Genomic DNA, 23016 nt, shown 5'->3' on the forward strand with positions numbered 1-23016 from the left:
CATGAATGGATTGAGCCTTAAAGGTATTTACAAAGTTTTCGGCAGCGCACGCGCTGTCGAAAACGTCCACCTCGATTTTGCCGAAGGGGAGCTGACAGCGCTTCTTGGCCCCTCAGGCTGCGGGAAAACCACACTGTTGCGGATGATCGCAGGGCTTGAGACGCCAACTAGCGGCAGCCTGCATCTGGGGAGTCGCGACATCACGGCGCTGGCCGCCCACAAACGTCGCTTTGGCATGGTGTTTCAGAATTTCGCGCTGTTTCCGCATCTTAACGTGCGCGAAAACGTGGTCTATTCGCTGGTGATTTCCGGCACCAGCAAGTCAGACGCGATTGCGACGGGTGAGCGTCTGCTCGATCTTGTGCAGCTGCAGGGCTACGGCGATCGGCGTGTGGGGCAGCTGTCCGGTGGTCAACGTCAACGGGTGGCCATCGCGCGCGCTCTTGCACAAGAACCTGAGGTGTTTTTGTTGGATGAACCGATGTCAGCGCTGGATGCCAAACTGCGCGAAGACATGCAGGTGGAACTGCGCCTGTTGCAACAGCGTCTGGGCGTCACCACAATTGTCGTCACCCATGACCAGCGCGAAGCAATGACAATGGCCGATAAAATCGTGGTCATGAGCCGGGGCAAAGTCGAACAGGTCGGCGCGCCCCAAGATATCTATCACCGGCCCGAAAACGCTTTTGTCGCGGATTTCATCGGCAAGGCGAACTTTTATGACGGCGTTGTCGAAGACGGCAAACTGCGGGTGAATGGCTCCCTGCTAGAGACGAATTCCCCGGCCAATTTTATCAACGGCTCCGACGTGCGCATCGCTTGTCGGCCAGAAGTGCCGTGTTTGGGGCGTCGAGACGTTGCCGGCAGTCAGCTGAAGGCCACGGTGACATTTGTGCGCGACGTAGGCCCGGCGCGTGACATCCACCTCAAGACCGACATTGGACCGATGGTGGTGGAATACGCGCGCGGCGAAGAACAAGACGACTATCACGTGGGGCAGGACACCATTGTGACCCTGCCGCTGGATGGGTTGCATGTGTTCCCCGAGCCGAGGCAGGACGCCTCATGAGCGCGATAAGCGATCCGGAAATTCTCGCCAATTCGGCCCTAACAGGACGCAGCCGCCTGTCTCAGCTCTCGGTGTCAAAACTTGTCATCTGGGCGCTGGTCCTGTTCCTGTGCGTGACCCCATTTGCGCTGATCATCGCCGTCTCCTTTGGCGAAAAGATCGAGGGCGCGAGCTGGGAGTGGGGATTTTCGCTGGCCAATTACCAACGGGTGTTCGTCGGCGCGAACTGGCCGGAAGAGGTAACGTTCCTTTATCTCCAAAACCTCTATTACTCGCTTTACTACGCGGTACTTGCCGCGATTTTGGCAGTGCTGTCGGCCTTTCCCTTTACCTATCTGATGACGGGCCTGTCGCGCCGTGCGCAAAGCGCGTGGCTGGTGTTTATCCTCTCCAGCCTGTCGCTGTCGGAAGTGTTCATTGTCATGGGCTGGGATGTGCTATTGTCCAACCGTTCGGGCCTGCCGATGGTGGTCAAAGAGACCGGCCTGACCGATTGGCTTAAGGCCGTTGGATGGTTTGACACCCTGCGCGAATGGGGTCTGGCCAATCCGCGCAATGTGAAATTTAAAACCTCAGTCTTTGCCACGGTTCTGACCATGTCCTATCTGGTTTGGCCATACGCGGTGATCCTGCTTTATCCGCCTTTGTCGCGGATGGATCGCAGCATGGTTGAGGCCGCGCAGACCATGGGCGCGGGGCCTTGGACCGTTATGCGCACGGTCATCTTGCCCGCAGTCCGCTTGCCATTGTTTGGCGCGACCCTGTTGCTGTTTGTCTTCCTGCTGGGGGTCTATGTCACGGTGTCGGTCTTTGCGGAACCGGCCAAACAGACCATGGCTGTCTCCGTCTATTCCGCCGTACGCGGAGCCACTTTGAACGCGCCATTTGGGGCCGCGCAGGCGGTGATTTTGCTCATCACGGCGGGTGTGTTCCTGGTCCTTGGCCAATGGATGAGCCGGAGGGCCGCAACATGATCCTACGCACCATTTCAAATGTATTTATGGCGCTCTCGGCGGTCATGCTGGCCCTGCCTATTCTGGTGGTTTGTGGTGCAGCGCTCAACTCAGGGCGCACCATGTTCTTCCCTCCGAAAGAGCCGACTTTGGCCCGGTTTAAAGAGTTCTTTTTCACCGAAACCGTCTGGGTCACGGCCCTTGGCAATTCGGTGATTGTGGCCTTTTGCAGCGCGGCGCTGGCGGTTCTGGTCGCCTGGCCCTTGGCCTATGGTCTGTGGAAACAGGGCGGTAAAGCGGCGCAGGTTCTGGCCGGGTTGGGTTCCATGCCCTTTGCCTTGCCGCCGATCGTCTTTGGCGTGGGGCTTGGATTTTTGTGGAGCTTTATCGGCACTTTGGGGACCTTGTGGATCGGCATCGTCAGCCACGCGGCCCTGTTCATGGCTTTGCCACTGGTGACAATCTCCATCGGTCTGCAATCCATCGACCGCTCGCATCTGGATGCGGCAGCGACGATGGGGGCGACGGGGCCTGTTGTCTTTCGCACCGTGATCCTGCCGCAGACGATGCCCTATACCGTGTCGGGGTTTTTCTTTGCGCTGGTGCTCAGTTTCAATGAGTTCATCGTTATGTTCTTTGTCACGGCTTCGTCCTATTCCACGGTGACGCTGCAGATCTTCAACTCCCTGCGCAACGGCTACACCCCCACGATGGCCGTGGCGGCGATCACCTTTATTGTAATCTCGATCGCAGTCTTTTCCGCCGTTGCCCGCTGGGGAGATCTGCCGCGCCTGATGGGCGCAGAACCCACCAAATCCTAACCACTTAAAAAGCGGAGATCGCCATGGCGCGCCAACCAACTCTTGTCGGCAAAACAGTTCTGATTGTTGTTGATATCCAAAAGGGTGCCTTTCTGGATCGCAGCAACGCAGGCATCCCGACCATGCCCGACTATTTCGACAATATGGCGCGCGCCCGGCGAGTGGTAGATGCGGCCCATGCGGCAGATGTTCCGGTGATTTTTTTTGAAGAAAACCACCGCCGCGATATGGTGGATTACGGGCGTGAGATGGACGGATCAGAAGGCATTCATTGTCTGGACGGTGAACCGGGGACCCCTGTTGCGGCAGAAGAAATGGATATGCGCGACAGCGACTACTTCATCCGCAAACGCCGCTATTCCTGCTTCTTTGGCACCGAGCTTGAGATCTTGCTCAAAGGGCTCAAGGCCGAGACGCTGATCCTAGTGGGCGGCATGACCGATGTCTGCGTGCACTACACTTTTGTCGATGGGCACCAGCATGACTACTACATGCGCGTGATCGCCGACAGTGTGGGTGGCACTTCGGACGCGGCCCATCAGGCGTCGTTGCATGCGATGGAATATCTGCAAGACGGCGCGGTGCAAACCACAGATGAGATCGTGGCAAAACTGTCCGGCTTGAAAAGCGTCGCAGCATGATCGGTGCGGGTGATCTTCAGGCCCATTGGAGCCGGGTCTGGTTGCGCGCGCCGGGGGTTGAGGATGCAACCACCCGCGTTCACTGGATGCAATGCGGCCCGCTTTACGCTGACATTCGCATCCCATTGGACCGCCCCGCGCTCGACGGGGCCACAGCGCTTTGTGATCTTGCGCCCGCGCAGTTGGCATCTTTGATGGCGGCTGAAGGGTTTGCTGGAACCATTACCGTGGTCGACAGTATCTGCACCTGGGCGCGTGACATCAATTGGCATGGCACCCCCGATGGGTTGGATGCGGGCCTGATGTCGTTTGACGCGGCCGGCGATCTGATCGAGGACGGCGTCCATGCGGATTACGCGGAACTCTGGCGCAAAAAGCCCGCAGCAACAACCGTGGCCCATCGGGTGCAAGGTGGCGGGCAGCACGGGGTCGTGGTGTTTTCAAAAAGCCAGTTCTTACTGGCCCTGGGCACGCCCGACGCGCCAGCAAGTGCTCCGTTAATCACCGCATTGAAAGAAGGGCTGCAACCGGACGGGTTGCCCGGGCATTTCGCCTCGCATTACATTCTGGGGGATTGGGACGGTGCGGTCGGCACTGCGCGTCTGGCCACCAATCCGTTTCTAGAACGCAAACAGGTCCTGACTGCCGCCGCAGACCGGGCAGAGGGGTTTACCGCCGATTTAGTCGATTTCTTCGGCGCGCCGCAGCAGATCGCATTGCAGATCTAAGCCGAACCCCATTGGGCCAGATAGCTGTCGATGATGGTCAGCATCCGCGCGCGATCGAAGGCCGGATCATGGCCACCGTGCACCACATTGACCGGCAGATCACGCAGGCGCTTCAAGCTGGTGGTATACTCCGCAACACTCATACCCGGCCCGCTAAAAATCAGCGGACCGTCATAGATCGCATCGGCCCCAAACAGGGTCCCACTCTCTGCGTGCCACAGGCCCAATTGCCCCGGTGAATGCCCCGGCAGATGCAGCACTTCACCCTGCCAATCACCCAGGTCAATAACGTCGCCATCATCCACCAACCCTGTCGCGGGCGCTGGTTGGATCGCATAGCTGTCAAGGTCGTAATTTGTCGTGGGGACCGCGTTGACCAGATACTCCCACAGCGGCTCGTAGCCGGCATCCAGAAACAAATTGGCCAGCGCATCTGAGATATCCGCGCTCACCAGAGAATAGGGCGAGGGTTTGGCCAGCTCATCGGTTTCGCTGGGATGGACCAATCGCGTCTCAAACTCATGCGCGGCGCCGATGTGATCCACATGTGTGTGGCTCGACAGGCAGATCACCGGTTTGTCTGGGTCGTCGCGCAACCCGTCAACCATCGGGCGCAACGGCGCTATCCCCATGCCGGTGTCGATCAAAAGATCCGCGTCGCGCCCCAGAACAAGGTGCATATTGGCGGAAAAGATCGGGTGAACATGCGGCTCGGTGATCAGCCAAGTGCGATCATCAAGGCGTGCGGTGTGATACCATGAGGCTTCAACAGGGAGTGTCATGGGCTGAGCCTAACACGCCAAAGTAACAGGAAAAGCGCAACGCCGCGTCGGCAGAACACATCCCTGTGGCTTGCATTAAATTCAGGCGCTTACAGCGTAAAAAATAGAAAGCCCCACACCTCAGGCAGACAGCCGAGGTATGAGGCCAGATCATTTACGGATGCTTGCACGATCTGTTTGTGCTGGGTTTACGCCTTGCGCGGTTTGCTGGTGGTCGGGCGTTTGACCTTGTTGCTGGGCGACAGCATGGCGCGGGCTTTGTTCTTCTTGCTGTTTGGCTTGCTCGCTGGGGGCGGAGGCCCTTTGCGGGTTGTTGGCTTCTTGGAGTGGGACTCGCCGCCACCGTTGAAATCGGACCCTTTGCGTTCAGAACGGCGCTCGGTTGGCTTGGCCGGTGTCGGCTTGGCCGCGCGGGGTTTTTCCGGCGCGTCGCTGTGTTTGCGTTCGGGGCGTTTGCCCTCAAAGCGCTTGCCATCCCCACGGGGTTTGTCGCCCCAAGGTTTGTCACCACGGGGTTTATCGCCGCGCGGTTTGTCCCCGCGTGGTTTATCACCCCAAGGCTTATCGCCGCGTGGCCCGTCCGAGCGATCACGCCCGCCGCCACCGCGATGCCCATCAGGGCGCGGGCCGCGTTTGTTCATCGGGCGACCACCACCTGGACGGCCTTCGCCAAGGTCCGGTGCGTTGTCCAGCTTCTTTACGGCGGCACCATCTTCGACGGTCATATCGTCGCCAATTGCCTCGACGAATTTTGCAACGCTGGTTTCTTTGATCTGCACAAAGCTTTCGTCCTGGCGCACACGGATGGCGCCGATGTCGTCTTTGGTCAGACCGCCGAATTTGCATAGCATTGGCAGCAGGCGACGTGGCTCGGCCTCGGCTGCACGTCCACCCGCGATCGAGAACCAGATGGTCGGGCCAAAGTCGTCCCGGCGTGCGGGCGCTTTGGTGTCCACATCGGCCAGCTCTTCCGGCGCAGAACGCACGGAACGGTACAGGCGCAGGTAGGCCGCTGCCAGTTGCTCGGCGCTAAACGCCTCGGCGAGGGAGGCCACCGGTGCGGCTTCGGCCTCTTCCACCGGGGTCTGCCAGGTTGGATCTGCCAGCATACGCTCTGAGTCGCGCGAACGCACATCATCCGCTGACGGTGCTGTGGTCCATTCGGCCTTAACCTTGGCAAACTGCAGAATACGTTCCGCTTTTTTGCGGTTGCGGCGGGTGACGATCAGCGCGCTGACACCGTGACGGCCCGCACGGCCGGTCCGGCCAGAGCGGTGCAGCATGGTCTCGTGGCTCGACGGCAGCTCGGCGTGAACCACCAGATCCAGGTTCGGCAAGTCGATCCCGCGTGCCGCAACATCGGTGGCCACACAGACATGGGCGCGCCCATCGCGCATCGCCTGCAACGCGTGCGAACGTTCGGCCTGGGACAATTCACCGGACAGGGCAACCACTTTGAAGCCACGGTTGGACAGGCGGGTTGTCAGACGGTTCACGGTGGCACGGGTGTTGGCAAAGACAATCGCGTTTGGCGCTTGGTGGAACAGCAGCGTGTTGATCACCGCGTTCTCGGTGTCATGCTCGGCCACGTTCATTGCTTTGTAGTCGATGTCGGCGTGTTGCGTGCTTTCGGATTTGGTAACAATCCGCTGCGCGTCTTTTTGATAGCTTTTGGCCAGTTCCGCAATCGAACGCGGCACGGTGGCCGAGAACAAAAGCGTCTGACGCTCTTCTGGGGTTTCGCCCAGAATGAATTCCAGATCTTCGCGGAAACCCAGATCCAGCATCTCATCCGCTTCGTCCAGAACAACCGAACGCACCGCGCTCAGATCGATGGAGCCGCGCATGATGTGGTCGCGCAGACGGCCGGGGGTTGCCACAACAATATGGGTACCACGCGCCAGGGCACGGCGTTCATCGCGCATGTCCATACCGCCGACACAGGACGCCAGATGCGCACCGGCCTTGGCATAAAGCCAGCCAAGTTCGCGTTTAACCTGCAGCGCCAATTCACGGGTCGGGGCAATCACCAGCGCCAATGGCGCACCGGCTGCGTCAAAGGCTTCGGCCTCTTGCAGCAGGTTGGGGGCAATGGCCAGACCAAAGCCGAGGGTTTTACCGGAACCGGTCTGTGCCGATACCAGCAGATCCAAACCATTGAGGTCGGGATCGCTTACTGCGGTTTGAACCGGGGTGAGTGTGGCATAGCCACGGTCATCAAGTGCGTCACGAAGAGCTTTTTTCACGAGGTTTTCTTTTCACTGGGGTTGCGCTTCCCAAATGAAATACCGACCCCCCTAAACAAAATTGGGCCGCACCATGTTGGATCAAGCGATTGAAGGCGGCAGCGATATGGCATCGCGCTACCTTTGTACAGGTCTTGAAACCGCTCTTTTACTTTATTTTTTGCACGAGCCGGCAAGAATCCTCCGAAAACCCATCGTCAACACATCACAAATGGGTTTGGCATCGGCTGATCAGAGGTGTTGATCCATGTGGTTTAGGTGCGGGTATAGTCCAAAATCGCCGCAATTCCGGCTTCGCGCCTATAGCCGAATTGGTTATAACCGCCAAAAGGCGCCATGTGCGAGATCGCGCGATAGGTGTTCACCCATTGCGAACTCACACCACCTGTCGTCCTCGTGAGGACATCATTCTGCCGGGGCAGACCTCAGGATCAGAATCTGTTTTTCAAGCCGGCTCTGCGGCGCTGTTGCTAACGCAGAAGTCGATGCCATCGATCCACATGCAGTGGAGAATGACGGCAATACGGCTGGCGAGTGCCAACGTTGCGCGTCACACCCCGCGCCGCTGTGCAACCCGCATCGCCCAGGTCTTAAACAAAGACCATTTCTTGGAATGGGTGAGCGTCGATTGGGCCGCGTCATAGAGCATGGAGCGCAGCAGGGCATCACCGCATTTGGAGATACCGCCGTCATACTCGATCTCGCTGGCCTGGTACCGCTTGGGCCTCAGACCGGCATGTGCACCAACATCTCGCGAATGAACAAAGCGGTGCGGTTGGTCGACCGATGCGCGGTGAGTGAGCGCGACGACCGGGCCAACTCCGGGCATTGTCATGAACCGTCTGCAGACCGGATCATCACGCACCACATAGAGCAACACTTTGTGGAGCGCATCCAGTTGCTGACGCATCACCGCCCGGTCTGTCAGTAACGGCTCGACAATCACCGCAAATCTGGCAAAATCCTCAACCAAATTCGCGGATCGGCGCTTCGTAGATCCGCGCGCTCACAACACCGACCTTCAGGCCGAAGGTGCGCAGTGTGCCACGCATGCCGCTCTCGATGTCGAGCACTTTGCGCTGGAGCAGCTTGCGGCTGGTCAGCAGCATGCGTTGTTCCTGAGCCATCAGCGTCTTGACATGCACCGTTTTGAACAAGCCCGCACGCATCATCTGGGCGATCCCGCGGGCGTCATTGCGATCGCTATTGTTGATCCGCTACGCCTTAAGCAGGGCCTTCATGTACCGAGTCTCGACGCATATCACAGGCAGGTCCGTCTCGGTCAGCCCGTCACCAGCCATTGCGACAATGGCCCCGTCGCGATACACCGTCTTTCAGGCCACGATCTGGTCCAATGAATTTGCAGCCCCGCGCGCCGCTGTGGAACTGCGCTTTGGCTCGCACAACCAAGTGGGGGCCGGGGCGGAGATGCTGGCGATGGATCTGTTGCCCGTAAAGTCCGCTGCGCTGACAGCCCCGTTAGAGGACCTGCCCTTGGTCGAAACCATCGGCACCTCAGTAGGGTGGAAGGACAGGCAGGCGCAGACAGGTCGTTCCCTCAAGGCACCCAGCGTCATGGTGGATTCCTACGGCTCGGCGCTGAAACTGGCGATGAGCGGACGCGGCATGGCGCTGGTGAACCAAAACATCGCCCGCGACGCCTTGGCCAGGCACAAGATCATCTCTGCCGCGCCCCAGATGATCATCGGGCAGGAGGGGTATTTCCTGCTGCACCGAAGCGAAACCGCACTGGCGGGGGCCTTTGTTGCCTGGCTGCGGAGCTTGGTGGGCGCGGGCGTGACGTAAGATATGGGTTGTTTTGAATTTGTGAAAACTAAGGTCTTTGGGGAAGGCTGAATTTTTATCAGGATGAGATTAGTCGATAAATTGAAATATTAAATATAATATGTCTTTTAATTTCAAGTTTTGCGATATGTTTCACACTCGGAATTTTGAAATTTAATTATCAAAGCTCGCATTTCTGTGAGGGGGGCAGATGTGCAGGAGTGTCTATCGAAAACCCATTCGGGTGTTTTTACATGCAGTATCAGTGATATGATGGACTTGATTCGCTTTTGAAAAGATGATTCAGAAACGCATATTTAAATCAGGCAGATAAAATGAGGTGAACTCATGCTTCGCCTGATCTTTCTTCAATCATAATGATTTTAAAATCAAAGCGGTCAGTTTTTCGACACCGTTTTCTAGGATTTTACCCTGTATTAACGACTGGCGGATAGAAAATGTAACCAGAAATTTCCGTCGTTACATTAACAAATACCACTCGGAGTAGTGTCGATGCGCACGTATACTGCAGTCTTCGCAGCCGCATGTTTTGCCCTCGCGGGAGGTCTTCACGCCCAAGAAGCCACGCCCAGTCACGTCTTTCAGGTCACCGAACATATTGTTCAGGAGTTAAAAGCGCTCAATGCGGAAAACTTCTCCACCGCGCGAACGATCACCGCTCCGGAGGACCCAACCAAACCGCGCCATGTTCTGTTTCTGGTGCGCGACCAATGGCGCAAAGTACAGTTGCTGCGGTTTATCAACGGTCTGAAAAGCCACAGCCTGCCACCAGAAAATATCCACGCGATCACCCCTGCCGAAGTGAAGGCCCAGGTAGAAAAACTGTTGGTGGAGGTTCAAGAACTGCGCTCGGCCTATGGTCTGGGCGCGAGTGAGATCACCGCAGAATTGCCCAGCGGCAAAACACCGACCGATGTCTATGGAAACTTGCTGCAAATCTCGGCTGAGCTGGACGCGCTTGGGGTGCCGTCGACGGTGCCCAATGACGTGTACCGGCTCGCCGCATCGGTCGTTGAAAACCTCGAAGGTCTGGCGCAACGCGAAAACATTGCACTGACCCGCGCGGAATTGCCCAAATCCAAGGGCCGCACGCCGACGGATGCCTATGCCGCGGCGCTAGATCTGATCGCCGCCATTCAAAACCTCGCATCGACCAAGGAAGCCTTTGCGATCCAAGGTGGCATCACAGTGCCCACCGCAGCGGCGGGGTCGAAATCCCCATCGGATGTGATCGTGGTTTTGTCGCGCGCGCAGGCCGATGTCATGGCGCTGTTGAACGCTGCCAAATCGCAAGGCCAATTGACAACCGCAGAATATGAGGGCGGAAAAACGCCGTCAGATGTCTATGACGCCGTGATGTACGCGCGTCTTCTTGTCGAAGCCCTGACGTCTTAACCCCCTTGAGCCACGCAGAAAAAGGAGAGGGTCCAATGGCCAATCCAGCCACCCGCCCGCCGCGCAAATGGTACCAGCTTCGTCTGGCCGGTCGTATCCTGATCTGGGTGATCGGGCCGATGGTATTGTTGATTGGGATCAACCTGTTTTTTGTTCAACAGGCTGGGGAACAGTCCCGTGACCTTATGGGTCATCAACAGTCTATCGTGGCTTCGGACCAGCGCTTGATGCGTGCTGTTGGCTCGATGACGACCTCGCTGTTGGACGTCAACCGGGCGCTGCGCCAAATGGAGAATGCCCGCCGTGAGGGGCTGGCGGCGCAAAACATGGACACCAAGGGAGAGATCGCGCGCCGGACAGGCTTTCAAAATGCCGCGCGGCGCTATTTGAAATCCATCCTGGGCTTTTCTACCGTGCTCGAACTCACCGATCTGCCCCAAGCGGAATATGCGCAATATGTAACGTATCTGACCCGCGCTGCCGGGCAGATCGACCGGATGGTATCGATGCAGACAGTGGCCAACAGCCGCACATTGCGATTGGCCCAAGCCGGTGAAATTGAGGAAGCGCGCAACAATTTCCAATTCGAAGAACGGATGCGCAGCAAGGCGATCCAGCAGACTTTGGATGAGGTCAGCGTCAAATTTACCGAGCTGCTGTACTTGATCAGTATCCTGCAGGTGGATGCCAATGAAGTTCGGATGGCCGAGGAAAGTGACACGCAAGCGCGCATTCAGCAGATCTCGTACATGGTGCTCAGCGCGATTGCCGCCGTTGGCATGCTGGCGGCGTTGTTGTCAGTCAGTCGCACGATCATTCGTCCGATCCGCCGCATTCCGCAAATCATTCTGAACGCAGGGAAAAACAGTGCGGACAGTGCAAACACCACCGATGCAGCCCGCCATGACGAGATCGGCGATATCTTGGGCGCTGTGCAAAGTTTCGGCCAGGAGATCAAAACCGCACAGGAGGCACAGCAGCGCGAAACAGAGGAGCAGCTGGCCAAACAATCCCGTGCGGTTGATGCGATCAGTGACGGGTTGAACCGACTGGCCAATGGCGATTTGACCGCGCGGATCCATCAGGACCTGCCCGAGGGCTACACCGAGCTGCGCACAAATTTCAACCGAACCCTGGAAACCCTCAGCGAAACCATCGCGCATATCTCAACCACCTCCCTGTCAATCAAGGGCAGCGCGGGAGAGATCAGTCAGGGCTCGCAGGATCTGTCGGAACGCACCGAAAGCCAGGCGGCCACCTTGGAAGAAACCGCAGCCGCGTTGGACCAAATGACCTCCAGCGTGCGACTGGCCGCCGACAATGCCCGCAGTGTTGAGGCCACGATGAACGAGGCCCGCAGCGCCGCAGAGACCAATCGCGCAGTGGTCGACGATGCCGTGGCTGCGATGACCGAGATCAAGAAAAGCTCCTCGCATATCTCACAAATCATCACCGTGATTGACGATATTTCCTTCCAGACAAATCTCTTGGCGCTTAATGCGGGTGTCGAGGCGGCGAGGGCCGGTGAAGCAGGACGTGGCTTTGCGGTCGTGGCCTCGGAAGTGCGGGCCTTGGCGCAACGTTCCTCGGATGCGGCGATGGAGATCAAAACGCTGATCTCCAACAGCGGCCAACAGGTGGAAAATGGCGTGCAACTGGTTGATCAGGCGGGCGAAGCTTTGCAAAGCATCGTTGCCCAGGTCACCGATGTCTCTCGTCTGGTCAGTGGCATCGCCGAAGGCGCGGCAGAGCAATCGATTGGCCTGAACGAGATCAACACCGGCATGACCCAGATCGACCAGGTCACCCAGCAAAACGCCACTTTGGTCGAGGAAACAACCACCACCAGCCAAACATTGAACGCGGACGCCATGCAATTGGCAGAGCTTGTGGCCCATTTCCAAGTCGATGCCGAGAGCCCGTCAGCGCGTCCATCCTTTGCGGCGCGTTGATGCGCAGAGTTTACGGAACATTTTCGAAAACCCAAAAAAGAACCGGTGTCTTTGCACCCGGTTCTTTCTATGTTGAGCAGATGTAGAGCCGCAGGGCGGGGCGTGGAGAGGGCCCGTGACATGCGGTTGGTGACATATTTACGCTTTGGGCCTATTGATTTTGCTATGAACTACAAATTGAGGCGACAATGAAACGTCTTCGCAACCCACGCACTGGCATTGATACCGGTGACGCGCAGATCTTTTCAGAGTTTGAAAGCGGCGGCACCATGTGGACCGGCAAGGGCGACCGGGAGCGGCGCAAGGCGGTCACGTTTGCCGAACCCTATGCGCGCCCGCCTGCGGTTCAGGTCTCTGTCGCGCTGTGGGATATGGACACCGCAGCTGCAATCCGGGCCGAAATCCGCGCCGAAAACATCACCGAGACCGGATTTGACATCGTCTTTCGTACCTGGTCCGACAGCCGCATCGCCCGGCTGCGCGCCAATTGGATGGCCATCGGGGATCTGCCGTTCGATGATGACTGGGATGTGGATTAACCCCCTCCCGGACTAGCCTGCTTTCTTGGGCGGTTTTGCCAGCGTGGTCAGACCGTCATAATGGCGGATCTTTTCATCCAACAATTCCCGGCAAGCATCGATTTGCGCCTGCTGGGTGTCCAGCTCGGCCCGGTGCGCTTCTAATATGGCGCGCCGTTCCAGCGCAGAGTCCGGCTCACGGCTCAGTTCTACATAGGATTGGATCACCTTGAGCGGCATGTGCGTGGCGCGCAGCCGTTCAAACATCCGCAGCCAGCGCAGATCGGTGGGGGTGAACACCCGATGCCCATCCGCGCCGCGATGCAGGCGGGGCAACAGCCCCGCGCGCTCGTAAAATCGGATCGTATCAACGCTTAGCCCGGATTGGGCGGCGGCTTCTGATATCTTCACGCAACATGCTCCTGCGACTGCGTGCGCACGCCATTGGTCTCTTCCAGCGCGGCCGTGTCCTCATAGAACCGATAAAGCGTCAGCTTGTCGCCCGTGAATTCCGCATAAAGGGTCCAATGGCTGTGAAACAGCTTATCGGTGGCGCGCACCCGATGAATAAAGCGTCCCGCCGCAAAACCACGCGCCGCGTCCGCCATAGTATGATCCACCTCAAACAATTGTGTGTCAAAGATCCGGCGCAGCTCGTTGAAAAAGGCGGTAAACCCGTCGGGCCCGGTATATGTGCCATAAAGCGGTAGCGCCTCATAACGCGCCTCGCGCACGGCAATGATTTTGGCATCGTCGGCAATCATATGGGCGGCGCCTTCGGGCGACATGAGGGCTACAAAAAAGCGGTCGATGAAATGGGTCATATCGGGCTCCTGTTGGATGACACGAACAGCGCTAGCAGGGTGGAGTTACTCCAGGTCAAGCGGCATATGCGCATGTTTTTCAGCGGTGCTAATTTGGCCTGTTGCGGGCCTGTGCCACTTGCTGGGCAATCCACACGGGTTGGCACGGCGCTGTTGACCAGGGGCAGGCTCCGCCCGCAACCCTGCGTGCATGACTGTCCCTTGAATGTGAGAAGACCGAAATGGACCAACAGCTTTTGACGCAAGCCCTGGCCTGTGCCCATCACATGGCCGATCTTGCCCGACCCGTGGCCCGGGCCACTTGGCTGCAACCCAAAGACGTCAGTTTCAAAGACGACGGCAGCTTTCTCACCCGTGCGGATCTGGCGATTGAACGCAGCTGGCGCGATCACCTGCGCACGGCATTTCCGACCCACGCCATCCAGGGAGAGGAATATGGCAGCGACGCCGGGCAGGCGGGGTACACATGGGTGCTCGACCCCATCGATGGCACCCGGCAATACGGCATGGGGCTTGGCAATTTTTCCACCCTCATCGCGCTTTGTGACGCGGCGGGGTATCCGCTAATGGGGATGATCGACCTGCCGCTGATGGATGCGCGATACTTTGCGGTGCGCGGGCAGGGGGCGTGGTTGAACAATCGGCGCATCACCGTGTCGACCACCACCGATCTAGGCACGGCGCTGACCATGCTTGCCAATCAAAACAGCTTTGCCGGGGCGGAGGCGGGTGCCTATGAACGCCTGCGTGGCGCGGTCGGCGGCACAGCCTTTGATGCGGGCTCTCCAGCCTATGGCGCGCTGGCGGCGGGCAAGGTGGATCTGTGTCTGAACGGCGGCGACTTGAATGCCCATGACATCTGCGCCCTTGTCCCGGTAATCGAGGAAGCAGGCGGCATCATCACCAACTGGCAGGGCGGTGCGTTGGGTCTGGCATCATCCGGCGCCATTGTGGCTGCGGCCACCGCGGATCTGCACCAGGCAGCGCTGGCCGTTCTGGCAGAGTAACCTCTACAAAAAAGCCGCCCCCAAAACCTGGGGACGGCTCTTGCAGAGAAAACCCAAAAGACTGGGTTTTATTAACGGCTTGCCGTCAAATGCTCATAGATCGGGATCAGGGTCTTGTCGTCAAACAGCGACGAGACCGAGGTGCCGTGCCAGATGTTCAGGATCGCTTGGGTGAACAGCGGCGCGGTGGGCAGGATGCGGATGTTCGGCGTCTTCAGGATCTCTTCGGTGGGCTGAATGGAATCGGTGATCACCAGCGATTTCATGACCGAGTTCGAGACACGCTCAACTGCCGGACCTGACATCACCCCGTGGGAGATATAGGCGTGCACTTCCTTGGCACCATTGTCCAGCAGAACCTGCGCCGCTTTGCACAGCGTGCCAGCGGTGTCGCACATGTCATCCACGATCAGGCAGATCTTGCCCGAGACGTCGCCGATGACAGTCATCTCAGCAATCTCACCGGGTTTTTCGCGGCGTTTGTCGACAATCGACAGCGGCGCATTGATCCGTTTGGCCAGCTCGCGCGCGCGCGCCACACCACCCACGTCGGGAGAGACAACCATCAGATCATCCATCTGGTCCTTGAACTGGCTTTTCACATCCAGCGCAAAGATCGGTGAGGCATAGAGGTTGTCCACCGGAATATCAAAGAAGCCCTGGATCTGGGCGGCGTGAAGATCCATGGTCAGGATCCGTTCCACTCCGGCCTCAACCAGCATATTTGCAACCAGCTTGGCCGAAATCGGCGTCCGCGCCTTGGTGCGGCGGTCCTGACGGGCATAGCCGAAATAAGGGATCACTGCGGTGATCCGCTGGGCCGACGACCGGCGCAGCGCGTCAGAGATGATCAACAGCTCCATCAGGTTGTCATTGGCCGGGTTCGAGGTCGGCTGAATGATGAACATGTCTTCGCCGCGCACGTTTTCGAACACTTCGACAAAGATTTCACCGTCGTTGAACCGCTCTACACGGGCATCAACCAGCCCTTGGTCCATTCCGCGATGCAGGCTCATCCGCCGTGCGATCGCTTCGGCAAGCGGAAGGTTTGCGTTCCCAGAAATAAGCTTGGGTTCGGTCAAGGTTGGCATAGGCAGTATCCCCGGCAGCAGAGGCAATTTGTGACAGATTCGTGATGTTGAAACCCGCTTAACATGGGCTTAGGTCTAATCCCAGTTATAAGCGCAAGGAATTCATCACATGGCCAAGATCGATTATTACTTTTCAACGCTTTCGCCGTTCACCTACCTCGCCGGTGGTCGTCTGGAAGAGGTTGCCGCCAAACACGGCGCCACCGTCACCTATAAACCACTGGATATCATGGCGCTGTTTGGCCGTACCGGTGGCACCCCGCCCAAGGACCGCCATCCCTCCCGCCAGGAATACCGCACAATCGAGATGGAGCGTCAGGCCACCCTGACCGGTCTTCCGATCAACCTGAAACCGGCCCATTGGCCCACAAATGCCGCCCCGTCGTCCTATGCGATCATCGCCGCCCAAAACGCCGGTGGTGGTGATTTGGGCAAATTGGTTCAGGGTTTCCTGAGCGCGGTTTGGGCCGAAGAGAAAAACATCGCCGAAGACGACGTGGTGCGCGCCATGCTCGAAGGCGCCGGTTTTGACCCTGCGCTGGCGGAAAGCGGTCTGCTGACCGGCGCGGAGACCTATGCGCAAAACCTCGAGGATGCGGTGAGCGCAGGTGTCTTTGGCGCGCCGTTCTACATCACCGAGGATGGTGCCCGTTTCTGGGGCCAAGACCGCGTCGATGCGCTCGATTGGCATCTGGGTCGCAGCTAAGGCTGCGGAACCATTACAGGGTTTGCAAAAGCAGGAGAGCCGGTTTCAGACCGGCTCTTCGATGATGTAGTCTTCCCATTCTTCCAATGGGGTCTCAAACTCTGACACGGTGCGCCCGCGGACAGAGACACCGGCGCGATGCACGCTTTCGGGATCACCACTGACCAGCGGGTGCCAATTGGGCAGAGATTTGCCTTCCCACAACAGCCGATAAGCGCAGGTCTGCGGCATCCAATAGGCGTGCGTGTCCAGATTTTCCGGCTTTAGCACGATACATTCCGGCACAAATTGATGGCGGATCGGATATTGGCTGCACAGCCCCGTGTCATCATCCAGCATCCGGCAGGCGACACAGGTCAGGGCCACTTCGCCGCTGTCTTCGTCCTCGAGTTTGTTGAGGCAGCATTTGCCGCAGCCATCACAGAGCGCTTCCCACTCCTGGGGGGAGAGTTTCTTGAGCGGTTTCTTTTCCCAGAACCGGTGCGAAAGCCCTGCGCGGTCGATATGCGTGTCGTTGCCCATCGCAGCTACAGCGCCGCCAGAAGGGCACGTGCCTCGTCGCAATCGGCGTGCATCTGGTCCATGAGGGCCTCCAAGCCGTCAAATTTCATCTCAGGGCGCAGGTAATCGACCAGCCCAACGGACAGCGTCGCGCCATAAAGATTGCCTGTGAAATCAAACAGGAAGGTCTCGATATTGGGGTGGTCACCGTCAAACATTGGCCGCACGCCAACCGAAGCCGCACCGTGGTAGCTGCCCGCATTGGGACCATCCAGAACGTCGACCAGAACCGCATAGACGCCGAATTTGGGCGGGTGCAGACCGTCGATGGACATATTGGCAGTGGGAAATCCCAGTTCGCGACCGCGTTGCTCGCCGCCGATCACCTCGCCCTCGATGCGGTGCCAATGGCCGAGCATATTGGCCGCGTCACGTGGCCGCCCATCCGCCAGCGCATTGCGGATCGCAGTGGAGGAGACGGTGTTGTCGGAATATTCCATCAGCTCGGCCACGGTGACGCCAAAGCCCATCTGCGCGCCAAAGCGTTTGAGATCCGCAACCGTGCCCGCGCGCCCTTTACCAAAACAGAAATCCGCACCCACCACCACATGGGTCAGACCCAGACCATCGGCGATGACTTTCTGGCCGAACTCTTCTGGGGTCAGGGAGGACAGGGCTGCGTTGAAATTCAACTGATAAAGCTTGTCGACCCCCAGTTTGTCTAGTCGCGAGGCGCGGGCCTCAGCAGACATCAGACGAAACGCGGGGGCACTGGGGGCAAAAAATTCTCGGGGATGCGGCTCAAATGTCATCACCCCCAACGGGGCGTCGGGGGCGGCATCGCGCGCCATGTCGATGACGGACTGATGGCCAAGGTGGACGCCATCGAAATTGCCGATGGCGACACTGGCCCCTTTGTCCTGAGGCTCGACGAACTGAAAGTCTCGTATAATCCGCATGGGCGCATGCCTAGCGACAAGGGCGGTTGCACGCAAGCATTGCGCGTTTGAAATCCAACAGAAAACGCGGCTCCTGCACGCACACCTGCCCTGATGAAGCGAGACTGTTCAAAGAGCGCAACCGGCGCCGTGCCGCGAGGCGCGGCGCTTGACCCAACGGGAGGAGGCGCATCTGTGATGGGCCACGTCCGGGCGGGAGTGCTCCCGCGCATTTTGCAGCCCCCTTTGGGGCCCAAAAAACCCTTGGGCCGGGCAGCGCGCCTGGACGGCGCGCTGCGGGCGTTCTCTTGCAGGTGTTGCGTGTCCAGCGCGCGCTCGGGTTGTGGGGCGTTAAGGGGGCTGTGGCAGCATCCCTAGTGATTGATCCTTCGCCCAGCCGTTGCACGGCAGGCGTCGTAAAGTTTAGGAGCAGGGCCCGATGGCAAGGGTTTTGTGAAGTGCGCTTGGCAAGCGGGGCTGACACCCCCGTTCCCGTATCCGTGGTGGCGCGCCGCCATCTCTTTTTCGGTTATGTTTCGCACTGATGAAACTGACCGCCCGATCCACCCTGAAACGGAAACATCAAACCCAGATCGTATAAGAAAACCGGCGCCCGATCTCGGGTGCCGGTCCCATTCGCCTGTCTGTTGATGTGTCCTGTTGTCCGTCAGGCCAACGCGCGCGGTTTGGGTATCAATCGAACTTGCGCGACGGTGCCATAACCACCGCTTCACCGACCAGAACCTTCTTGTCGTCCACAATACAGCGACAGTCCAGTTTGACCCGACGTTTGTCGATCTCAATGCCGGTCACCTCAACCTCGGCCAGGACCAGATCACCGGGGCGCACGGGTCCGAGGAATTTGAGCGACTGGCTCATATAGATCGTGCCATGGCCGGGCAGCTGTTCGCCAATCACCGCCGAGACCAGACCCGCCGTCAACATCCCATGGGCGATACGACCCTGGAACATAGTCTCCTGCGCATACTCTTCGTCCAGATGCACCGGATTGCGGTCGGTCGAGACCTGGGCGAATTTCTCGATATCCTCATCGGTGACGGTTTTGCGCAGGTAGCGCACCATCCCCATCTCGATATCTTCGATACAAATGGTTCCGCGCGGCAGGTTATCCAACATTCTGATCCCCCTTGGATGGCTGACCGTCGCATTGGTCAGGTAATTTTCAGGTCGCAAAGGTGTAGCTTGGGTAACTTTATTACTTTGCAATTGCAGAAAATCAAGGGGAAACTGACCTAACGTAGAAAACCGATGCTAAAGGTGGGGGCGGATTTTTCCTTGTCGAGGTAAGCTTTTAGCGCCTCAGGATCCGGTTGGTGCGACGTTTTGGTCTCTGCTGCGGCCAGACCACCGGTGATGAACAACGCATCCAACCCTTCGCCCATGGCGCCCGAGATATCCGTATGTGGCCCGTCGCCAATGGCCAGAATGTCCTCATCCTGGATGGATTTGTCGACCTCTGCCAGACGACGGCGCGCCAGGTCATAAATCGGTGGGTGAGGTTTGCCGAAATACAGGCTCTCCCCGCCCATCTCAGTATAAAGCTTGGCCAGCGCACCGGCACACCATTCGCGGGTATGGCCGCGATCCACCACGATGTCCGGATTGGCACAGAGCAGTTTCAAACCGATGGTCTTGGCCAACAGGAAATCGGCCCGGTTCACATCCGGATCCGCCATCGTGTCAAAGGGGCCGCAGCAGACAATGCCCTCTGCCTCGGCCAGCGGCACGCGGGTGATCGCCACCGGGTTGTCGATCACATTCAGGGGCTCAAAGAACTCCCAGTCGCGCTGCCATTCGCCGATGAAATAGACCTTCTGCCCAACCGCGCCGGTGAACATCGCCGCGCGCGCACTGTCGCCCGAGGTGGCAATGGTGTCATAGGCATCTTCGGGCACGCCGAACTGCGTCATCTGCATTGCAACGCCTGCACGGGGTTTGGGCGAATTGGTCACCAGCACCACAACGCCGCCCGATTTGCGATAGGCCTGCAGGGCGGCCACCGCCTCGGGGTAGGCGGTGATCCCGTTGTGAACACAGCCCCACAGATCCACAAACAGCGCGCGGTAGTTCTGGGAAATCTCAGCGAGGTTTTCAACGATCTGGGTCATGGCGGGCCCCCTTTGACCAATAACTAGAAGTTGATGTGATCTATGGCAGAGGGACGGGTGAAACGCCAGCCTGTGGCGCGCGACTACAGCGTCAGCAGCCCGTGTTGCAAGGCAATCACCAGCGCCTGTTCGCGGGTGTTGGCACCCAAGGCCTTGCGCGCGGCACCGAAATGCAGGGTCACCGTGGCCTCTGTCACCCCAAGTTTTTCGGCAATGCGCGCGGTCTTGTAGCCTTGCGCCAAAAAGGACAGCACATCACGTTGGCGTGGCGTGAGATGATGCCCCGCGGCGTGGTGCGATACTGCTGCTCTTGTGGAGCTGTGTCCGGGCCGATGATGCTGGCCAGAAGCGCCGCAAAGAGGTCCCTTTTCCTGCAGATTATGCTTCCTATGGTCTTTGGGATCCTGCTCGTAGGCCAGCGACACATAAGTGCCAATCTCGCCAGGCTCCCGGAACCGGCTACAGTGTAAATAGCCAAATCCCGTTGCCTTGAGACCATGATCCATTTCCCAAAAATGCACGTCCTGCTTTTTTGTCCGGCCACAGGCAAGCTGAACACGCCGGGACGATAAGCAAAAACGTCGATCACAGGGTCGATCGTCACATAGTCCTGCGCGACGTATTCTTCCATCCATGCAGCCGGCATATTGGTGTTGAGCCAGTTCAGATTTCTGAGCGAGCCATTGCCTTCGGCCACGATAATGCTCTTGATGCCCATACCGTCGGCCAAAGCCTGCGCCGCCGACCAACGCGGTGCCCCATGCGGCGCTGCCACCACAACATTCAGCGCATCCATCAGTTGATTCTTTACACTGGCCCCCGTCAGCTTTTGACCGAAAACTTAGACAAGACGGTCCGCTTAAATCTCAAAAATTGAGACCGGCGCCAACCTATAGATAATTCCAGGTTGGCGAGTGAATGCAATCATTGCAAGAATTCATTAACCTCAATACGTTTTCCACCGGGGTGACGCGCTGGCCGGGCTTATTTTCATAGATTCAATTTTTAACGGCGCAGGTTTGCCAGTGAGACCTGCGCCATTTTTTATGCGGTTCTTGATCTGTTGAGTGTTGCACTGCACTGCCGTGACCAGCCTGCTGAACTGTTTCTGGAAAATACACTCATGTCGGCGTGAATTTTCGTCGCGCCCCTCGCCTTAAGATTGCCGTGATTGCGGCTCAGCGCGTCTTGCATGAACAGATTATTTACCCTTTCCGCAAGCCTCTTGCTCGCCGCCAACACAGCCGCAGCGTCCTGCCCTCGGGAGGATTTTCGCGACCTTTGGAACGTTTTCTTTGCGGATTATGTGTTCGACAAAAAAAACATCTCTGCGGCCGAAAAGGACGCTTTTGCGAAAGGATTGACAGAAAGCCTTGCCCAAGTGGGCGCGTTGTCGATCTCCCCAGAAGGAGCGACAGAATACCTCGTCACTGGACCTCTACGTGATGAGGCGCCTTTTGTAACGGAGGTATTTATTGACCAGTCCTGTGCCTTATACACAGGGCAACCAGTGGCTGACCTCGTTCAGTTCCTGCAAACCCCGACGGGTCAGGAAATAATGGACACACACCAAGATGACGAAAGGCTGACCGCTATTTTTGAGGATCTGTTCTCTCAACCATCGCCATACGATGCCAGTTGGTATGAGCTCTTTAGTTTTTTTGCAACTATTGAAGAATTGGGAGCTTCGATAAAGGCGAGGTTTCAGTCTGACTGGCCACCTTTTGGTATGCAGATAACCTACGAAGACCGTCTTGCCGACATGTTTGAACGCAGGGATATCGTGACGTTTAAATCGGAAAAACATCGGGAATTGGCAGTCAAACTGCTCCGGATAACAGCTGACGTGAAACAGTTAAACGGCACGCAATAACCGTTTGATCGCAACGCTTGCCCCAACAAAAGAAACGCGCCCCAGATGGAGCGCGTTTCTTATTTCAGAGATGTGGCGACAGATCAGACCTTGAGGTTCGGGATGATCTGTTTTTTGCGCGACATAACGCCCGGCAGAACAACGCTGTCGCCGTCCACGGTTGCGCCAAAGCTCTTTTCTGCAACGCCTTTTACAACGTCGTTTGGAACCAAGAGGGTCGCTTCTTCTTTCAGGATGTCGACCACAAACAGCAGAACCTGATCAACGCCGTCCTCGGCCTGAACGGTGGCATAGGTTTCCATCAGGCTGGCCTTGCGGTTCAGCGGGATGTCCGGCGCGGTGGTTTCCAGAACGGAGACGCGGAATTTTACACCGTCAACGGCGTATTCCTTGGAATCCATGCGGATCAGTTCCGCATCCGAGAACGCAGAGACGTCGGATTTCGCCGCAAACATTTCTGCGGCATAGGCGCTCAGGTCGATGTTCAGCTCAGCCGCGAGCTTTTCGGCCAACGCTTTGTCCACATCGGTGGTGGTCGGAGAACGGAATTCCAGCGTGTCGGACAGGATGCAGGACAGGACCAGACCTTTGATGTTGTCGGGCATCTTGGCCGCGTCATCACCCATCAGATCGTACATGATGGTGGCTGTGCAGGCCAGCGGACGCACGGTGATGTCGATGGGGCCTTTGGTTTCCAGACCGCCAACCAGCTTGTGGTGGTCGATGATTGCCAGCACGTCCAGCTCGTTGATGTTGGCAGGCAGCTCGGCCGGGTTGTTGGTGTCCACGATGACGGCCTGGGTGCCGGATGCGAACTCGGTCTTGATGGCAGGTTTGTCAAAACCCCATTTTTCAACCACAAACGCCGCTTCGGTGTTGGGCTCACCCAACAGAACAGCTTCGGCATCAACGCCTTTGATCTCGTTCAGATACCAGGCCCAGATCAGCGGGGAACCGGTGGAATCGGTATCGGGGGATTTGTGACCAAAAACCTGCAGGGTCATGAGGGCGCTCCTAAAGACTGATTAGATAGAAT

The 23016-nt window shown here is 57.9% G+C and carries 27 protein-coding genes; 12 read left to right on the forward strand and 15 right to left on the reverse strand.

All coding sequences use genetic code 11. The features are described from left to right. Nucleotide 1 precedes the first annotated feature (1 nt). The 5 genes from KMP13_RS10090 to KMP13_RS10110 are packed head-to-tail and all read left to right on the forward strand — an operon-like array spanning nt 2 to nt 4212. Nucleotides 2-1069 carry an ABC transporter ATP-binding protein gene (locus KMP13_RS10090; protein ID WP_215265723.1) on the forward strand — a complete coding sequence of 356 codons (1068 nt, stop codon included), beginning with the start codon at nt 2-4 and terminating at the stop codon, nt 1067-1069. Beyond that, nucleotides 1066-2043: an ABC transporter permease gene (locus KMP13_RS10095; RefSeq protein WP_215265724.1), complete on the forward strand. Its 978-nt coding sequence runs from the start codon at nt 1066-1068 to the stop codon at nt 2041-2043. Before KMP13_RS10090 ends, KMP13_RS10095 begins: the two co-directional genes overlap by 4 nt. Further along, a complete protein-coding gene (locus KMP13_RS10100; protein ID WP_215265725.1) occupies nt 2040-2843 on the forward strand; it encodes an ABC transporter permease in 804 nt (267 codons plus the stop codon). The genes KMP13_RS10095 and KMP13_RS10100 overlap by 4 nt, the downstream gene beginning before the upstream one ends. A gap of 23 nt (nt 2844-2866) precedes the next feature. Then, nucleotides 2867-3484, forward strand: a complete 618-nt coding sequence (locus tag KMP13_RS10105) for a cysteine hydrolase family protein (protein ID WP_215265726.1) — start codon at nt 2867-2869, stop codon at nt 3482-3484. Continuing rightward, the gene (locus tag KMP13_RS10110) at nt 3481-4212 is read left to right on the forward strand and encodes a hypothetical protein (RefSeq protein WP_215265727.1); all 732 of its coding nucleotides are present in this window, start codon (nt 3481-3483) and stop codon (nt 4210-4212) included. Before KMP13_RS10105 ends, KMP13_RS10110 begins: the two co-directional genes overlap by 4 nt. On the opposite strand, the gene KMP13_RS10115 is transcribed toward KMP13_RS10110, so the two are convergent. From KMP13_RS10115 to KMP13_RS10130, 5 genes are all read right to left on the reverse strand, one after another. Further along, nucleotides 4209-4994, reverse strand: a complete 786-nt coding sequence (locus KMP13_RS10115; protein WP_215265728.1) for an MBL fold metallo-hydrolase — start codon at nt 4992-4994, stop codon at nt 4209-4211. The genes KMP13_RS10110 and KMP13_RS10115 overlap by 4 nt on opposite strands. A 188-nt stretch (nt 4995-5182) precedes the next feature. Next, a complete protein-coding gene (locus KMP13_RS10120) occupies nt 5183-7240 on the reverse strand; it encodes a DEAD/DEAH box helicase (protein WP_215265729.1) in 2058 nt (685 codons plus the stop codon). Nucleotides 7241-7494: 254 nt separating this feature from the next. Beyond that, a complete protein-coding gene (locus KMP13_RS20805) occupies nt 7495-7620 on the reverse strand; it encodes a hypothetical protein (RefSeq protein WP_285895537.1) in 126 nt (41 codons plus the stop codon). Nucleotides 7621-7790: 170 nt separating this feature from the next. Then, the gene (locus KMP13_RS10125; protein WP_215265730.1) at nt 7791-8213 is read right to left on the reverse strand and encodes a transposase; all 423 of its coding nucleotides are present in this window, start codon (nt 8211-8213) and stop codon (nt 7791-7793) included. Further along, nucleotides 8206-8412, reverse strand: a complete 207-nt coding sequence (locus tag KMP13_RS10130; protein WP_215265731.1) for a hypothetical protein — start codon at nt 8410-8412, stop codon at nt 8206-8208. The genes KMP13_RS10125 and KMP13_RS10130 overlap by 8 nt, the downstream gene beginning before the upstream one ends. 67 nt (nt 8413-8479) lie before the next feature. On the opposite strand from KMP13_RS10130, the gene KMP13_RS10135 reads away from it, so the two are divergent. From KMP13_RS10135 to KMP13_RS10150, 4 genes are all read left to right on the forward strand, one after another. Further along, on the forward strand, nt 8480-9046 hold the full coding sequence (locus KMP13_RS10135) for a hypothetical protein (RefSeq protein ID WP_215265732.1): 567 nt from the start codon (nt 8480-8482) through the stop codon (nt 9044-9046). A gap of 492 nt (nt 9047-9538) precedes the next feature. Next, complete coding sequence (locus KMP13_RS10140) at nt 9539-10441, forward strand: hypothetical protein (RefSeq protein WP_215265733.1); 903 nt, start codon at nt 9539-9541, stop codon at nt 10439-10441. A gap of 35 nt (nt 10442-10476) precedes the next feature. Continuing rightward, entirely contained in the window at nt 10477-12393 is a 1917-nt protein-coding gene (locus KMP13_RS10145; protein WP_251363785.1) for a methyl-accepting chemotaxis protein, read from the forward strand. 188 nt (nt 12394-12581) lie between these two features. Next, nucleotides 12582-12932, forward strand: a complete 351-nt coding sequence (locus tag KMP13_RS10150; protein ID WP_215265734.1) for an H-type lectin domain-containing protein — start codon at nt 12582-12584, stop codon at nt 12930-12932. Between the two features lie 12 nt (nt 12933-12944). Here the strand turns inward: KMP13_RS10150 and KMP13_RS20810 are convergent, their stop codons facing one another. Together KMP13_RS20810 and KMP13_RS10160 are read right to left on the reverse strand one after the other, a co-directional pair. Next, nucleotides 12945-13322 (reverse strand): MerR family transcriptional regulator, encoded by a 378-nt coding sequence (locus KMP13_RS20810; protein WP_215265735.1) that lies wholly within the window; start codon nt 13320-13322, stop codon nt 12945-12947. Then, nucleotides 13319-13735 carry a nuclear transport factor 2 family protein gene (locus KMP13_RS10160; protein WP_215265736.1) on the reverse strand — a complete coding sequence of 139 codons (417 nt, stop codon included), beginning with the start codon at nt 13733-13735 and terminating at the stop codon, nt 13319-13321. Before KMP13_RS10160 ends, KMP13_RS20810 begins: the two co-directional genes overlap by 4 nt. Before the next feature lie 221 nt (nt 13736-13956). Here KMP13_RS10160 and KMP13_RS10165 point away from each other — a divergent pair, with 221 nt between their 5' ends. Next, complete coding sequence (locus tag KMP13_RS10165) at nt 13957-14742, forward strand: inositol monophosphatase family protein (RefSeq protein WP_215265737.1); 786 nt, start codon at nt 13957-13959, stop codon at nt 14740-14742. 71 nt (nt 14743-14813) lie between these two features. On the opposite strand, the gene KMP13_RS10170 is transcribed toward KMP13_RS10165, so the two are convergent. After that, nucleotides 14814-15833, reverse strand: a complete 1020-nt coding sequence (locus KMP13_RS10170; protein WP_215265738.1) for a ribose-phosphate pyrophosphokinase — start codon at nt 15831-15833, stop codon at nt 14814-14816. Between the two features lie 109 nt (nt 15834-15942). On the opposite strand from KMP13_RS10170, the gene KMP13_RS10175 reads away from it, so the two are divergent. Then, the gene (locus KMP13_RS10175) at nt 15943-16539 is read left to right on the forward strand and encodes a 2-hydroxychromene-2-carboxylate isomerase (RefSeq protein WP_215265739.1); all 597 of its coding nucleotides are present in this window, start codon (nt 15943-15945) and stop codon (nt 16537-16539) included. Nucleotides 16540-16584: 45 nt separating this feature from the next. On the opposite strand, the gene KMP13_RS10180 is transcribed toward KMP13_RS10175, so the two are convergent. From KMP13_RS10180 to KMP13_RS10205, 6 genes are all read right to left on the reverse strand, one after another. Then, nucleotides 16585-17061: a YcgN family cysteine cluster protein gene (locus KMP13_RS10180; protein ID WP_215265740.1), complete on the reverse strand. Its 477-nt coding sequence runs from the start codon at nt 17059-17061 to the stop codon at nt 16585-16587. Between the two features lie 5 nt (nt 17062-17066). Continuing rightward, nucleotides 17067-17999 carry a bifunctional riboflavin kinase/FAD synthetase gene (locus tag KMP13_RS10185; RefSeq protein WP_215265741.1) on the reverse strand — a complete coding sequence of 311 codons (933 nt, stop codon included), beginning with the start codon at nt 17997-17999 and terminating at the stop codon, nt 17067-17069. A gap of 672 nt (nt 18000-18671) precedes the next feature. Further along, a complete protein-coding gene (locus KMP13_RS10190; RefSeq protein ID WP_215265742.1) occupies nt 18672-19115 on the reverse strand; it encodes a MaoC family dehydratase in 444 nt (147 codons plus the stop codon). 116 nt (nt 19116-19231) lie between these two features. Continuing rightward, complete coding sequence (locus KMP13_RS10195; protein ID WP_215265743.1) at nt 19232-20107, reverse strand: TIGR01459 family HAD-type hydrolase; 876 nt, start codon at nt 20105-20107, stop codon at nt 19232-19234. Nucleotides 20108-20190: 83 nt separating this feature from the next. Further along, nucleotides 20191-20361 (reverse strand): LuxR C-terminal-related transcriptional regulator, encoded by a 171-nt coding sequence (locus KMP13_RS10200; protein WP_353055702.1) that lies wholly within the window; start codon nt 20359-20361, stop codon nt 20191-20193. Continuing rightward, nucleotides 20301-20903 (reverse strand): autoinducer binding domain-containing protein, encoded by a 603-nt coding sequence (locus tag KMP13_RS10205; protein ID WP_215265745.1) that lies wholly within the window; start codon nt 20901-20903, stop codon nt 20301-20303. The genes KMP13_RS10200 and KMP13_RS10205 overlap by 61 nt, the downstream gene beginning before the upstream one ends. A gap of 396 nt (nt 20904-21299) precedes the next feature. Here KMP13_RS10205 and KMP13_RS10210 point away from each other — a divergent pair, with 396 nt between their 5' ends. Beyond that, nucleotides 21300-21980 (forward strand): hypothetical protein, encoded by a 681-nt coding sequence (locus tag KMP13_RS10210; protein WP_215265746.1) that lies wholly within the window; start codon nt 21300-21302, stop codon nt 21978-21980. Between the two features lie 83 nt (nt 21981-22063). On the opposite strand, the gene KMP13_RS10215 is transcribed toward KMP13_RS10210, so the two are convergent. Continuing rightward, nucleotides 22064-22984, reverse strand: coding sequence for a manganese-dependent inorganic pyrophosphatase (locus KMP13_RS10215; protein WP_215265747.1), 921 nt, complete (start codon nt 22982-22984; stop codon nt 22064-22066). Nucleotides 22985-23016: the final 32 nt, after the last annotated feature.

It is taken from the genome of Epibacterium ulvae, from assembly GCF_018678075.1.
GTDB lineage: Bacteria > Pseudomonadota > Alphaproteobacteria > Rhodobacterales > Rhodobacteraceae > Epibacterium > Epibacterium ulvae_A.